Annotated in this window: 18 protein-coding genes; 8 read left to right on the top strand and 10 right to left on the bottom strand. The window is 71.5% G+C overall.

The genetic code is table 11. The features are described from left to right. From AC156L_RS39800 to AC156L_RS39790, 3 genes are all read right to left on the bottom strand, one after another. The coding region (locus AC156L_RS39800; protein ID WP_330875615.1) for a prenyltransferase/squalene oxidase repeat-containing protein at positions 1-1,112 on the bottom strand (1,112 nt) is incomplete at its 3' end. Between the two features lie 16 nt (positions 1,113-1,128). Continuing rightward, the gene (locus tag AC156L_RS39795; protein WP_330875616.1) at positions 1,129-1,836 is read right to left on the bottom strand and encodes a hypothetical protein; all 708 of its coding nucleotides are present in this window, start codon (positions 1,834-1,836) and stop codon (positions 1,129-1,131) included. A 4-nt stretch (positions 1,837-1,840) separates the two neighbouring features. Beyond that, positions 1,841-2,326 carry a hypothetical protein gene (locus AC156L_RS39790; RefSeq protein ID WP_330875617.1) on the bottom strand — a complete coding sequence of 162 codons (486 nt, stop codon included), beginning with the start codon at positions 2,324-2,326 and terminating at the stop codon, positions 1,841-1,843. 154 nt (positions 2,327-2,480) lie between these two features. Here AC156L_RS39790 and AC156L_RS39785 point away from each other — a divergent pair, with 154 nt between their 5' ends. Continuing rightward, the gene (locus AC156L_RS39785) at positions 2,481-3,245 is read left to right on the top strand and encodes an MBL fold metallo-hydrolase (RefSeq protein WP_330875618.1); all 765 of its coding nucleotides are present in this window, start codon (positions 2,481-2,483) and stop codon (positions 3,243-3,245) included. A gap of 219 nt (positions 3,246-3,464) precedes the next feature. Here AC156L_RS39785 and AC156L_RS39780 read toward each other — a convergent pair whose 3' ends face one another. Further along, complete coding sequence (locus tag AC156L_RS39780; protein WP_330876758.1) at positions 3,465-4,325, bottom strand: SMP-30/gluconolactonase/LRE family protein; 861 nt, start codon at positions 4,323-4,325, stop codon at positions 3,465-3,467. 67 nt (positions 4,326-4,392) lie between these two features. Between AC156L_RS39780 and AC156L_RS39775 the strand changes: the two genes are divergently transcribed. From AC156L_RS39775 to AC156L_RS39755, 5 genes are all read left to right on the top strand, one after another. Then, entirely contained in the window at positions 4,393-5,028 is a 636-nt protein-coding gene (locus AC156L_RS39775; protein WP_330876759.1) for a rhomboid family intramembrane serine protease, read from the top strand. Next, on the top strand, positions 5,025-5,819 hold the full coding sequence (gene murI / locus AC156L_RS39770) for a glutamate racemase (RefSeq protein ID WP_330876760.1): 795 nt from the start codon (positions 5,025-5,027) through the stop codon (positions 5,817-5,819). Before AC156L_RS39775 ends, murI begins: the two co-directional genes overlap by 4 nt. A gap of 18 nt (positions 5,820-5,837) precedes the next feature. Then, positions 5,838-6,536: an MBL fold metallo-hydrolase gene (locus tag AC156L_RS39765; protein WP_330876761.1), complete on the top strand. Its 699-nt coding sequence runs from the start codon at positions 5,838-5,840 to the stop codon at positions 6,534-6,536. Positions 6,537-6,582: 46 nt separating this feature from the next. Then, positions 6,583-7,086, top strand: a complete 504-nt coding sequence (locus AC156L_RS39760) for a hemerythrin domain-containing protein (protein ID WP_330876762.1) — start codon at positions 6,583-6,585, stop codon at positions 7,084-7,086. 64 nt (positions 7,087-7,150) lie between these two features. Further along, entirely contained in the window at positions 7,151-7,546 is a 396-nt protein-coding gene (locus AC156L_RS39755; protein WP_484407774.1) for an OsmC family protein, read from the top strand. Here the strand turns inward: AC156L_RS39755 and AC156L_RS39750 are convergent. Both AC156L_RS39750 and AC156L_RS39745 read right to left on the bottom strand, forming a co-directional pair. Beyond that, positions 7,530-7,901, bottom strand: a complete 372-nt coding sequence (locus tag AC156L_RS39750; RefSeq protein WP_330876764.1) for a hypothetical protein — start codon at positions 7,899-7,901, stop codon at positions 7,530-7,532. The two genes, AC156L_RS39755 and AC156L_RS39750, sit on opposite strands and share 17 nt — an antisense overlap. Positions 7,902-7,924: 23 nt before the next feature. Beyond that, entirely contained in the window at positions 7,925-8,443 is a 519-nt protein-coding gene (locus AC156L_RS39745; RefSeq protein WP_330876765.1) for a DUF2231 domain-containing protein, read from the bottom strand. Positions 8,444-8,505: 62 nt separating this feature from the next. Here AC156L_RS39745 and rph point away from each other — a divergent pair, with 62 nt between their 5' ends. Both rph and rdgB read left to right on the top strand, forming a co-directional pair. Beyond that, positions 8,506-9,276 (top strand): ribonuclease PH, encoded by a 771-nt coding sequence (gene rph / locus AC156L_RS39740; protein WP_330876766.1) that lies wholly within the window; start codon positions 8,506-8,508, stop codon positions 9,274-9,276. Next, the gene (gene rdgB, locus AC156L_RS39735; protein WP_330876767.1) at positions 9,273-9,875 is read left to right on the top strand and encodes an RdgB/HAM1 family non-canonical purine NTP pyrophosphatase; all 603 of its coding nucleotides are present in this window, start codon (positions 9,273-9,275) and stop codon (positions 9,873-9,875) included. Before rph ends, rdgB begins: the two co-directional genes overlap by 4 nt. Positions 9,876-10,032: 157 nt before the next feature. On the opposite strand, the gene bcp is transcribed toward rdgB, so the two are convergent. The 4 genes from bcp to AC156L_RS39715 all read right to left on the bottom strand — a co-directional run bounded on the left by bcp (position 10,033) and on the right by AC156L_RS39715 (position 13,334). Further along, entirely contained in the window at positions 10,033-10,506 is a 474-nt protein-coding gene (gene bcp, locus AC156L_RS39730; protein WP_330876768.1) for a thioredoxin-dependent thiol peroxidase, read from the bottom strand. Positions 10,507-10,521: 15 nt separating this feature from the next. Further along, positions 10,522-11,061 carry a hypothetical protein gene (locus AC156L_RS39725; RefSeq protein WP_330876769.1) on the bottom strand — a complete coding sequence of 180 codons (540 nt, stop codon included), beginning with the start codon at positions 11,059-11,061 and terminating at the stop codon, positions 10,522-10,524. 335 nt (positions 11,062-11,396) lie between these two features. Beyond that, positions 11,397-12,404, bottom strand: a complete 1,008-nt coding sequence (locus AC156L_RS39720; RefSeq protein ID WP_330876770.1) for an LLM class flavin-dependent oxidoreductase — start codon at positions 12,402-12,404, stop codon at positions 11,397-11,399. Positions 12,405-12,464: 60 nt separating this feature from the next. Then, positions 12,465-13,334: a hypothetical protein gene (locus AC156L_RS39715; RefSeq protein WP_330876771.1), complete on the bottom strand. Its 870-nt coding sequence runs from the start codon at positions 13,332-13,334 to the stop codon at positions 12,465-12,467. Positions 13,335-13,357: the final 23 nt, after the last annotated feature.

The following is a 13,357-nucleotide window of genomic DNA, read 5'->3' as shown; positions in this document are numbered from 1 at the left end:
TAGTCGCACCCCCTGGTGATGGCCTGGTCGGTCGGCGGCACGCCCGCCGCGAGCAGCGCGACGACCGCGTACGCGGTGTACGCGGGCGCGGAGGACTGGCCGCGTTCGACGGCCCGCGCGTGCGTTCCCCAACCGCCGTCCGGGCACTGCGCGGCCCGCAACCACGCCACCCCGCGCGCCGCGGGGCCGGTGCGGCCGAAGGCGGCGAGCGCTCGCACCGCCGTCGTGGTCGGGAACACCGCCGCGTCCGGGTCCTGCGCGGACGACGACCAGCCGCTGTCCGGCTTCTGCTGCTCCTCCAACCACTGGAGCCCCCGCCGCGCGGCCTCGTTGCCGCTCGACCTCCCGGTCGCGGCGAGCGCCAACAGGCACGAGCACGTGCTCTCGGTGATCGACAGCGCGCTGGGGGCCACGACCAGCGACCGCCGGACCTGCCAGCCGCCGTCGGGGTTCTGGTGCGCCTCCAGGGTTTCCGCGGGCCGGTCCACGTACTCGCCGCGCACCCCCGCGTGCACGTGGGCCATCAGCGCCTCTCCCGTCGACAGGGTGCCGAGGTCGCTGCTGACCTGGTACTGGTTCCACCCCCAGAGGTCACCCTCCACCGACAGGTGGTCGTCCAGGTGCGCGATCGACGCGTCCACGGCCCGCCGGACGGCCGAGTGCAGGTCGGGCGCCAGGCGCGTCGCGGTGAGGAGTTGCTGAGCGGCCTCCAGGTGTTCGGCGTCCTCGACGTCGCGGCGCCTGCTGCGGATCTCGGCGGGGGCCACGAGCCGCAGCGAGCGGTCCACCGCGAGGTCGGGGTCGTCGTTCCGCACGACCGCGGCGACCAGCAGCCGGTTCCCGTTAGGACGTCCGACGTAGGCGAGCACACCGAGGAACTCCGCCTCCAGCCGCAGGACGGCGTGGACCGCGCGCTCGACCGCGTCGCTCAGGCCCTGCGGCTCGTCGACCGCCAGGGTGAACCGCAGCGGGGCCAACGAGTTCCCGCTCGCGCGCAGGACGAACCGCGGACCCTCGCGCACCAGCAGGACGACGTCCACCTGGTGACCGTCGACCTGCCGCGCCTCGGTCCTCGACCGACGCCGGTCCTCCGCTTCCGCCCGTGCGAACACCCGTCACCCCGTCGTCTCAGCCGACCAGCGCCAGCACGCCGCGGATCTCCTCGGCCACCGCGTCCCTGGACAGCCGGGTCAGCTCGACCTCGTCACCGGACTTCAGCGCGTGCTCGGCGTACACCTCGACCACCGTCGACGGCTGGTGCGGACCTTGGAGCACCAGGGAGACGGTCGTGTCGCCGGGCGCGCTGACGACCCGGTGGAGCACGTCGGAGGTGAGCAGGTACCCGCTGCCGGAGGGGAAGAAGGCGTTGAACGTGCACCGCAACCCCGCCTCACCGGTGGACCGCAGCCCGTAGCTGTCCTGGCCGTCGTGCCCCAGGTACCGGTAGGAGTGGAACCGCTCACCGGCCTCGTCGACCACGAACTCCTGGAAGCGGTACCCGCCGAGCAGGAGCCGCGACGCGAAGTCCCACCGGTGGCTGTGCACGTTCTCGACGACCGGCTCACCGGTCAGCCCCGGCCGCCACACGTGCAACCGAAGCTGGAACGTGGGCTCCGACATGAGCACGATCTTGAGGAAGCCGTTCGGGTGGAGGTAGGAGTTCCGCGCCACCCGGTCCAGCAGCGCCCCGCGCTCGTCGGCGAGCGAGGTGAACGTCGGGTGCAGGAACCGCGGCCGCAGGATGTGGTCGAGGCACTGCGCCAGCGCCGGTTCGCGGCCCCGGCGGTGGTGGCCGATCAACCGGGCGATCTCGTGCGCGGAGTTCCGGATGTCCACGGCGTCATCCCAGCGCGATGTTCGCGTTCGAGTAGGCCGGTTCCCCGGTCACCTCGCGGTCCACCCGGAGGAAGTCGGGCAGCACGACCTCCCGCTCCTCGTGGTCGACCTGGACCTCGGCCACCCAGCACTCCCGCGTCGCCGGTCGGGCTATGTGGTCCAGTTCGACCACGAGGTCCCCCCACGAGAAGCAGGTGCGCGTCTTGCGGACCGGGTGCCTGCTCGTGTCCGACAGCCGGGAGAGGCGGCGGTACTCCACGTCGTCGATCACGTGCTCGTCGACCCGCCGGACGCCCCGGCCGAGCGGGACGAGGTGGGCGAACGCGTAGGTCGTGACACCGGCGCCCGACGTCCGGCGGATGCGCTTCTCCTCGACCTCCGACACCAGGAGGTAGATCTGCTCCAGGTCGACCGTCCGGCTGTCCGACGGCAGCGTCGACCGGTCGTGGACCGGGTGGAGGAGGAACTTGCGTTCGATCTCGATGGACACCGAGCCTCCCGGCCTTCGTCGGAGTGATGCCCCCGGCACCATCGGACTGCTCGGGAAAGCGTACTTCGAATGATCTTGGGGCTTTCTGCACAAGGGCGGACTCGCTCGCGGTTCGCCCCTTCGGGTGAGAATGGGATCCGGTTATCCTCCTTCGGTGAAGATCACGGTGCTCGGCTGTTCGGGCAGCGTGCCCGGTCCTGACCTGCCCACGTCGGGTTACCTCGTCGATGCGGACGGTTTCCGCATGGTCGTGGACCTCGGCGCGGGCACGTTCGGGAAGTTGCAGACGCATTGCTCGCCGTTCGACGTGGACGCGGTGCTGCTGTCGCACCTGCACCTCGACCACTGCGCGGACTTCGCCGCACTCACGACGTTCCGAAGACACCACCCCCGCCCGCCGTACGACCCGCGTGAGCGGAAGTTGCCGGTGCACGCGCCGTCGGGGGCGTCGGTGCGGTTGGCCAACGCGCACGCCGCCAGCCGCTCCGAACCGGAGTCGCTGGAAGACGTTTTCGAATTCTCGGCATTGCGGCCCGGCACTTTTCAACTCGGGCCCTGCACCGTGACCGTGGCGCAGATGAGGCACATCTGCGAGGCCTACGGGTTCCGGTTCGAGGTGGGCGGGCGGTCGTTGGTCTTCTCCGGGGACACGGCCGTGTGCCCCGAGTTGGTGGAATTGGCTCGGGGGGCGGACGTGTTGATGGCCGACACCGCTTGGCAGGACCGAGGGGGGCGTCCGGACAACCTGCACATGAGCGGGGTGGAGGCGGCCGGGGTGGCCGTGGAGGCCGGGGTGGGGCGGTTGCTGCTGACCCACGTGCTGCCGTGGTCGGATCGGTTGGGGGTCCTGGCTGATGCCGAGCGGGTTTTTCCAGGGCGGGCGTTGCTGGTGGAGCAGGATGCTGTTTATGAGGTGTGAGTCGGCTGCGACTTCCAGCCGATCGGGTGGCTGCCGGTTCCAGCGGGGTGGCCGATGTGACTCGGGGACCCCTCGATGTGACCCTGTGATCGGGCCAAGGGCAGGTGGTGCCAACCTGCCCGATCTACCAGGGTAAGGGTCGAATCCCCCGAGTGAAATCGGCCCTGGTTCGGGGAAAGCCGTGCGTCGCCTGTGTCGTGGGTTTTGTTTTTGTTTTGCTCAGCCCGCGAAGGCGGATGAGGGTAGGCCTGTTCCTATTCCTGGTAGTACCAGTACTGAGCCCGATAGTGGTTGGGCTGTCAGCGTCGGTTCGTCCAGGCCGGTCCTGGCTGTGGTGATGTAGAGGTCCGTCAGGTCGTCGCCGCCGAAGCAGCAGGCGGTCGGTTGGGTCACCGGTAGGGCGATCTCTTGGTCTAGTTCGCCTGCTGGGGTGTAGCGGCGTACTGCCGAGCCGCCCCAGAGCGCTACCCAGACGCAGCCGTCGGCGTCCACGGTGAGGCCGTCCGGGCTGCCGTTCGTGTTCTCCACCTGGCACAGCGGGCGTCTGTTGGTGGCTTCGCCGGTGTCGACGTCGTAGTCGAGCACGTCGATCCTGTTCTCCGGCGTGTCGATGTAGTACATGCGCTTGTGGTCGGGGCTCCAGCCGATGCCGTTGCTGATGGTGACCTTGTCCAGCACGACCTTGGCCGCGCCCGTCGGTTCCACCCTGGCCAGCCAGCCGCCGCCCTGCTCCGCGTCGTAGCGCATGGTGCCCGCCCACAGCCTGCCCGCCGGGTCCACCGCCGCGTCGTTGCCGCGCACGCCGTCCCTCGCCCAGTAGACGAGCCACGTCTTGCCGCCGTCGCGGTCGACCAGGGCGATGCCGTCGCGCAGGTTCAGCACGAGGCCGCCCATCGAGCGGGGTTTCGCCGCGCCCACGTGCTGGGGCACCGACAGCACCGCGTCGTCGTTCCTGGCGGGTGCGTACCGGTGCACCTCGCTGGCCAGTACGTCCACCCACACGAGGGTGGAGCTGGACCGGTCCCAGGTTGGTCCTTCGCCCAGTTCGGCCTGGATGCGCACCGCTACTTCGATCGACACGGGACCACCTTAGGCGGCGGGTCGGGCGACCGCCCCGTTTTCGCGTTCCCGCACGTAACCTGGACCTGTGGACCCGACCCAGGTGCAGGCGCCGAAGCAGCTCTCCAAGCGGATCGTCCCGCCGAAGCCGCTGCTGTCCGCGGCCGTCGTCGTGGGGTTCGTCGCCCTCCTCTTCGTGATCGAGGGCGTCGACACCGCGCTCGGCCACTCGCTCGACGACGACGGGGTGATCCCGCGCGAGTTCGGCGAGTGGGACAACCTGATCTGGTACCCGCTGCTGCACGCCGGGTGGAGCCACCTGACCGGCAACGCCGTGCCGCTGCTGGTGCTCGGTTTCCTCGCCACCTCGGGTGGTCTCAAGCAGTTCGCGCAGGTCACGGCCGTCATCTGGTTGGCCAGCGGGCTGGGGATCTGGCTCGTCGGGTCGCCGGCCAGCCACATCGGCGCCTCCGGGTTGATCTTCGGCTACCTCTCGTTCCTGCTCGTGCGCGGCATCTTCGCGCGCGCCCCGTGGCAGATCGTGGTGGCCGTGCTGGTGTTCGTCGCGTACGGCTGGGCGCTCTGGGGAGTGCTGCCCGGCCAGCCCGGCGTGTCCTGGGAGGGCCACCTGTTCGGCGCCGTCGGCGGGGTGCTGGCGGCGTGGGGAGTGGCCAGGGACGCCCGCCGGGTGGCGACGCCAGGCCCGGCTAGTCTGCCGATGTGACTTCCGCGGACGCCCCGATCGGCATCTTCGACTCCGGCGGCGGTGGTCTCACCGTCGCTCGGGCGATCATGGACCAGCTGCCCGCCGAGCGGATCCGGTACGTCGGCGACACCGCGAACAGCCCGTACGGGCCGCTGCCGATCGCCGACGTCCGCAAGCACGCGCTGGCACTGGCCGACCGGCTCGTGGCCGACGGCGCCAAGATGATCGTGATGGCCTGCAACACCGCGTCCGCCGCCTGCCTGCGGGACGCCCGCGAGCGCTACGACGTGCCCGTGGTCGAGGTGATCGTCCCGGCCGTGCGGCGCGCGGTCGCCACCACCCGCACCGGCCGCATCGGCGTGATCGGCACCGCCAGCACGATCACCTCCGGCGCGTACCAGGACTCGTTCGCCGCCGCCCGCGGTGTCGAGGTCACGGCGGTGGCGTGCCCGAGGTTCGTCGACTTCGTGGAACGGGGCATCACGTCGGGCCGGCAGGTGCTCGGGCTCGCGCAGGCGTACCTGGAGCCGTTGCAGCAGGCCGACGTGGACACCGTCGTCCTCGGCTGCACGCACTACCCGCTGCTGACCGGCGTCCTCCAGATCGTCATGGGCGACGAGGTGACGCTGGTGTCCAGCGCGGAGGAGACGGTCAAGGACGTCATGCGCGTCCTGAACGAGCGCGACCAGTTCCGGGAGGGCGAACCCGATCAGCGGTTCAGCTGCACCGGCGACCTGGCGACGTTCACCAGGTTGGCCCGCCGGTTCCTACCCCAACTGGGTGTTTCCGCGTTTCACGCCCTGGGGTGACGTGCGACGCTCGCACGCGTGCTCTTGACGATCCTCGGCTGCTCAGGCCGCTCCCCGGGCCCGGACGCCGCAGCGTCCGGCTACCTCGTGGAGGCCGACGGCTTCCGCCTCGTGATGGACTTCGGCAGCGGTGTGCTCGCCGCGTTGCAGACCCGGTGCGACCCGTTCGCCATCGACGCGCTCGTCCTCACCCGGTTGCTGCCCGACCACTGCAGCGACCTCACCGCGCTGACCGTGCTGCGCCGCTACCACTCCGACCCGCCGTACGACACGACCGCGCGGAAGCTGGAGGTGCACGCGCCGAGCGGGGCGCCGGACCGGTTCGCCAGGGCGTACGCGGAGAACGACGAGGAACTCGCGACCACCGACCTGTCCGACGTGTACGACTTCCAGCTGCTCGTGGAGGGCACGATCCGCCGGGGGCCGTTCGAGATCAGCGTCGTGCGGACCGGGTCGGTCTTCGGCATCCGGATCGCCACCGACGAGGCGTCGCTGGTCTACGGCTCGTCGGCGGAACTCGCGTCGGGCGCCGACGTGCTGCTGGCCGAAGCGGGCTGCGGTGTGGGGGCCGTGGCGACCACCGCGGGCGTCGGGATGCTGATCCTCACGCACATCGCGCCGTGGGAGGACCCCGTGCCGCTGCTCGCCGAGGCGCGGGCCGCGTTCACCGGGCCCGTCGAACTCGCCAGGCAGGGCACCAGCTACCGGATTGGCTAGCCGTGCGGGTGGGTATCCGCTGCTACCCACCACTTGGAGGACGAAGATGCCCACCGACGTCGTCGAGCTGATCCTGGCCGACCACCGCCGGTTCGAGGAGCTGTTCCGCGACCTGCGCGACCGCACCTCGGACCGCACCGCGCTCCTCGGGGAGCTCGCGGAACTGCTCGTAGCCCACGCCGAAGCCGAGGAGTCGAAGGTCTACCCGGCGCTCAAGCGGTACAAGGAGGTCGACAGCGACGAGGTCGACCACGGCGCCGAGGAGCACGCGGAGGGCCACCAGGCGCTGCTCGCGCTGATGGAGATCTCCGACACGGAGTCGGAGGAGTGGGAGGACAAGCTCGAAGAGCTGGTCGAAGCGCTCAACCACCACGTCGACGAGGAGGAGCGGACCATCCTCAACGACGCCCGCACCGAGGTCGCCGACGAGCGCCGCGAGGAACTGGGGAAGGACTTCCTGGAGGAGCGGCAGGAGCGGATCTCCGACGGGTGCGGCGACATCGAGTACGTGCGGCGGCTGGCGAAGGCCACCGCCGACCGGATCGACTAGCCGATCCGGTCGATCCCCCGCCGCGCCGGTACGGGTGCGGCGGGGGATCGGCTAGTTTCACGGGGTGTCGAACGTCGAGGTCCGCCGAGAAGGCCAGCACGTCTTCGTCGCGTCCAACGGCCGGGGCGCCGAGGTCCGGATCGGCCGCAAGGACCAGGACGGCTCGTTCAGCCCGGTCGAGCTGCTGCTCGCCGCGGCGGCCGGGTGCGTGGCCGTGACGGCCGAAACCGCGCTCACGCGGCGGGTCGGGGAGTTCACCGCGCACGCCGAGCACGTGAGCGTCGAGGGCGCCCACGAGCTGACGACGGTGCCGGTGTCGCTCGGCTACGACCTGTCCGGGTTGGACGAGGCCCAGCGCGCGGCGCTGGAGGTGGTCGTGCGCCGGGCCGTGGAGCAGCTGTGCACCGTCACCCGAACCCTGAAGGCGTCGGCGACGACCCCGCTCACCCTGCCCGGCTGACGTCCGCCGGGTCGAGCCGTTTCCCTTGCTCGGGTCGCGACCGGTCGCTGTCGTGGACACCTCGGCACGCGGCTCGCACAGCGGCGAGGTGCTCGCCGTGGAGCTGGTCCAGGTACTCCTCGGACGAGTACCACTCGGTCATCGTCCTCAGGTCGAGCGCGGCGCGGGTGTCGTCGTGATGGCGGTCCTGCCGAGCGAAGAGCCTCAAGAGCACGAGTGCCGGTGTCGACGGCACCTTGACGGGGACGTCGCCGGGCAGGAGCACGGTCCGCACCGAGTCGACCGCTTCGCGGAAGCCGAGGACGTTCACGACGTGGTCGTCCGGCCAGCGGGTCGGCGAAATCTCGCAGTTCACCGCGCTGGTGACCGCGAGCCGCCCTAGTTGACGCCCACCCCGTCCCACACGGCCGTCGCTCCGCTGTGGCCGATCCGCACGGTCTGCACGGTGCTGGCCACACCCGTGCACACGACGAGGACGGCCATGACGACCGCGATCCGCCGCCACGTCCTCGGGATCTCCGGGCTCTCGACCGCCGCCGCGCGCTCCCGGTCGGCCAGGCGGCCCGCGACCACCAGCAGCACGACCGCGAGGCCGAAGCCCAGTGCGAACGGCAGCAGGTCGTTGCCCAGGTCGGCGTGCCGCTGGATCAGCGGGTTCTCCAGGCCCGCCAGGCGGGCTTCGAGCTGTTCACCGGCCTTCTGGGCCAGGGGCACGGATCCGACGCCCACCAGGGTCAGGCCCAGCACCGGCCACGCGTACTTCGGCCGCCAGGCGGGCCGGACCGCCAGCGCGGTCGCGCACACCGCCGCGAGCGGCAGCAGCACCACCACCGCGTGGACCAGCAGCGGGTGCGCCGGGATACCTACGATCGTCCACAGGTCGTCTGCGAGTGCCATGCCTCTCCCTACGCCGGTGGGCCGTCCCCCGGTTCACCTGGCGAGCACCTTAGGGTAGGGACGTGCTGAGGACCGATGGCAGGAACGACGACGTGCTGCGCGACATCCGGATCACCCGCGGCTACCAGCAGTGGCCCGCGGGGTCGGTGCTGGTGGAGTTCGGCAACACCAGGGTGCTGTGCGCCGCGAGCGTGACCGAGGGCGTCCCGAGGTGGCGGGCGGGGTCCGGGCTCGGCTGGGTGACGGCCGAGTACGCGATGCTCCCCTCCGCGACCCACACCCGCAGCGACCGGGAGGCCGTGAAGGGCAGGATCGGCGGCCGGACCCACGAGATCAGCAGGCTGATCGGCCGCTCGCTGAGGGCGTGCATCGACCTGGCCGCGCTGGGCGAGAACACCATCGTCATCGACTGCGACGTCATCCAGGCCGACGGCGGCACCCGCACCGCGGCCGTGACCGGCGGCTACGTCGCGCTGGCCGACGCGATCACGTGGCTGGGCGCGGCGGGCAGGCTGGCCGACCCGAAGCCGTTGGCGTGCGCCGTGTCCGCCGTCTCGGTGGGTGTCGTCGACGGCCGCGTCCGCCTCGACCTCCCGTACGAGGAGGACTCGCGCGCGGAGGTCGACATGAACGTCGTCGCCACCGACGCCGGGACGCTGATCGAGGTCCAGGGCACCGGTGAGGGCGCCACCTTCGCCCGGTCCACCCTGGACAAGATGCTCGACTTCGCCCTGGAGGGCTGCGCCGAGCTGAACCGCCTCCAGGCCGAGGCGCTGGCCCTCCCGTACCCCGGCGTGCTGCCGGAGCCGAAGCCGAAGAAGTCCCGCTCATGACCAAGCTGCTGCTGGCGTCCCGCAACGCGAAGAAGCTCGGCGAACTCCGCCGCATCCTGGCAGCCGAGGGCCTGGAGGGCATCGAGGTCATCGGCCTGGACGACGTGCCGTCCTTCCCGGAGGCCCCGGAGACCGACCCGACGTTCGAGGGCAACGCGCTGGCGAAGGCCCGCGACGCCGCCGCCGCGACGGGCCTGCCGTCGGTGGCCGACGACTCGGGCATCGCGATCGACGCCCTGAACGGCATGCCGGGCGTGCTGTCGGCCCGCTGGTCCGGCAGGCACGGCGACGACCAGGCCAACGTGGACCTCGTCCTGGCGCAGCTGGGCGACGTCCCGGACGACCGCCGCGGCGGCGGGTTCGTGTGCGCGGCGGCCCTGGTGGTGCCCGACGGCGAGTCGACGGTGGTCCGCGGCGAGTGGCGCGGCACCATCACGCGCTCGATGAGGGGCGCCAACGGCTTCGGCTACGACCCGATCTTCGTGCCCGAGGGGCACGAGGTCACCTCCGCCGAGCTGAGCGCGGAGGAGAAGGACGCGCTGTCCCACCGCGGTCGCGCGCTCCGCCTGCTGCTGCCGAACCTGAGGGCACTGGCCTAGTCGTGCTCGACGCGGACACCGGGCCCAGCTCGTCGGGGCCCGGTGTCCGCGTGGCCGACCGGCGTCTCGACCTGGCCGTCCTGGACGGCCAGGCCCGCCGCGGGCACCGGCTCCCGCTGGTCGCCGACCTGGTGCCCGGAATCCCGCGGACGGGTGATCAGGCGGGCAGCTCGCGCAGCAGCTTGGCCACGTGGCCGGTGGCGCGGACGTTGTACATCGCCTTCGCGATCTTGCCCTCGGCGTCCACGAGGAACGTCGAGCGGATCACGCCGACCACGGTCCTGCCGTAGTTCTGCTTCTCGCCGTACGCGCCCCACTCCGCCAGGACCGACCGGTCCACATCGGACAGCAGCGGGAAGTTCAGTCCCTCGGCCGCGGCGAACTCGGCCAGCTTCTCCGGCTTGTCGGGGGAGACGCCGACGACGTCGTAGCCGGACTCGCCGAGCACGCCGAGGCTGTCGCGGAAGTCGCACGCCTGCTTGGTGCAGCCGGGCGTGCTCGCCGCCGGGTAGAAGTAGACGACGACGGACCGGCCCAGGTAGTCCGACAGGGAGACCGGCTTGCCCCCGCTGTCGGGGAGGGTGAACGCCGGCGCCTGGTCGCCGGGGGAGAGGCGCTTCTGCTCGCTCATGTCACGAGACGGTACTCAGGCCTGGCCCTCGAAGGTGGCGCTGGGTTCCTGGCCCGCCCCGTTCGGTTCCACGACCAGCCGCATGAGCACGGGCTCCTCGGGCGCCACGAACGCCAGGGTGAACGTGGTGTCGCGGCCCGGCGGGAGTTCGCGCACCGCGGTGGCGATGCCGTTGAGCCCCTGCACCGAGTCGATCACCTCCTGGGCGGACCGGCCGTTGCTGAGCGCGCGGATCGACAGCTGGGTGGGGCGGTACTCGGTCTTGCTGCCGTTGGTGATCGTCACGCTGAACACGGCCATGCGGGGCGCCTGCGGGAACGCCGTGGAGCTGGGCTGGAGCGACTTCGGCTGGGCGATCGTGATCGACAGGCCGGTCGTCCACACGTGCTGGGCGCCGAAGGCGGTGTGCGGGGAGGCTTCGGCCACGCCGCCCTTGCGGACGGACGGGGCTTCACCGGCTTGGGCCACGGGTGCGCTGACGAGATCGGGGGCGTCCGCACATCCCGCCACGGCCAGGGTCAGGCAGATGCCGACGGCCAGTTTGGCGAACTTCACGAACTCCCCTTTCCGCCCTGGCGGTGGGCGCGACTGCGACTGCCACCACCATGACGGTGTTTTGGGAGGAGCGGGGGCGATTTGGGTGCTTGATTCGCACCTGGTGCCGGGATGTGGCCAAGCCGTGATGACCAGCGGCCGACGGCGTGGGCGGCACCACAGGGGCACCACCCACGCCGATCGCGGCGGCGGCCGATCTTTCGTGCTGCACTCCGGGCCCGAAGGCCCGGCGGTAGTTGAGCGCGTCGGGGGGCGTGCGCGCTCAACTACGACATCGCGCGGTGCTCGGCAGGTGCTACAGCCCCTCCTCCGATTCACCCGTTCGGGTTAGTTGATCACACGCTGACCGAGCGGCCCGCCAGCTCGGCGACCAGCTCGTACGACCTCATCCGGTCGGCGTTGGAGTGCACCATCGTCGAGACCATCAGCTCGTCGGCCCGCGTGTCGTCGAGCAGCTCGGCCAGCTCGGCGTCGACGGTCGCGGGGTCACCGATGATCATCGACGACGCCCTGTCCTCGATGAACATCCGCTCGACGTCGCTGTACGGGTGCTCGGCCGCCTCCTCCGGGGAGGGGAACAGACCGGGGTTGCCGCCGCGCAGGCGCAGGAACGCCAGGCCGGAGGGGCCGGCGATCCACCGGGCGTGCTCGGTGGTGTCGGCCGCGATCACGGCGGCGCACACCATCGCGTACGGCTCGCTCAGCACCGCGGACGGCCGGAAGTTCTGCCGGTACAGCGCGAGCGCGGGCAGCGTGTTCTCCGCGCTGAAGTGGTGGGCGAACGCGAAGGGCAGGCCGAGCAGGCCCGCGACCTGGGCGCTGTAGCCGCTGGAGCCCAGCAGCCACACCGGCGGCCTGGTTCCGGGGCTGGGCACCGCGGTGACGGCCTCGGTCCCGTCGAAGTAGCCCATCAGCTCGGTGAGCTGCTGCGGGAAGTCCTCGGCCGACAGCGTTCCCGTGGACCGGCGCAGCGCGCGGGCGGTCTTCTGGTCCGTGCCGGGCGCGCGCCCGATGCCGAGGTCGATGCGGTCGGGGTGCAGCGCGGCCAGCGTGCCGAACTGCTCGGCGACGACGAGCGGCGCGTGGTTCGGCAGCATCACGCCGCCGGAGCCGACGCGGAGCCTGGCCGTGGCGGCGGCGACGTGGCCGATCAGGACGGCGGGCGCGGAGCTGGCGATGCCCGGCATCCCGTGGTGCTCGGCGAGCCAGAACCGGTGGTAGCCCAGGCCCTCGACGTGCCGGGCGAGTTCCGTGGTGTCCCGCAGCGCCGCTGTCGCGTTCGACCCGCTGCCGATCGTGGCCAGGTCGAGGACGGACAGCGGCACGTCGCGGAGTCGGCTCATGCAACGGCCAACGGCGGGCACGGGCGGGAACATTCCCGCCCGTGCCGCCGGTCACAGCGCTCAGCCGCCGATGATCCGGTCAGCCAGGTAGACGGCCCTGGTCAGGGCCGTGATGCGGTGTGCGGACTCGTCCCACGTGGTGCCCTCGGGCTCCAGCGTCAGCACGGCCATGATCTTGCGGCCGTACGTGCCGGTGGTGTGCATCGCGGGCCGGATGAGGTCCGGGACGTCGGCGCGCTCCGGGCCGTCCTTCGACGCGCCGAGGTCCCGGCGCGGCTTCGGCTCCACGCACGGGCGCGGCGGCACGTCGCCGAACCGCGACCAGCCCTGTTTGAACGCCACCCGGCCGGGCACGGCGGACGGGATGCCGAACGACTGGTCGAACCCGTCGGTCGCGCACGTGGTGGCCTGGTGGAGGTTGCCCATCACGAAGTCGCGGACCGGTGCGGGGGCGTCCTCCAGCACGTGCCGGTAGATCGTGATGACGTCGGCGGCGCTGAGGGCGGTGTAGCCCCAGAATCCGACGTTCACCGGAGGAGCGGTGTCGCGCAGCCCGAGCCGCACGACGGCGCGTTCCACGATCTTCTCCCAGCCGAGCCGCACCCACAGCTCGCTGGCCGCGTCGTCGTCGCTGGACCGCAGCATCGGCACCAGCAGGGCGAGGTCGGCTTCCGGGATCGGTGTGCCCGCGCCGTTGGTCTCGAAGTAGTCCAGCGCGATCAGGATCTTCACGATCGAGGCCGACCGGATCCGCTGGTGCTCGTTGAACCGCAGGGTGGAGCGCCCGGAGTCGCGGTCGTACACGGCGAACGCGACCGTCACGTCCGGTGGTGCCGCGGCGCGGGCGTCGGTGGCCGGATCGGCGCGGGCGGGTACTGCCGCGGCCGTCACGAGCGCGAGCGCGAGGACCGTCGAAAGGATCTTGTGCACCTCGCCGAACCTAGCGCTGTGAC

This window comes from Umezawaea sp. (genome assembly GCF_057122925.1).
The sequence above is the reverse complement of the archived record's forward strand: the minus strand, read 5'-3'. Positions and strand labels throughout refer to the sequence as shown.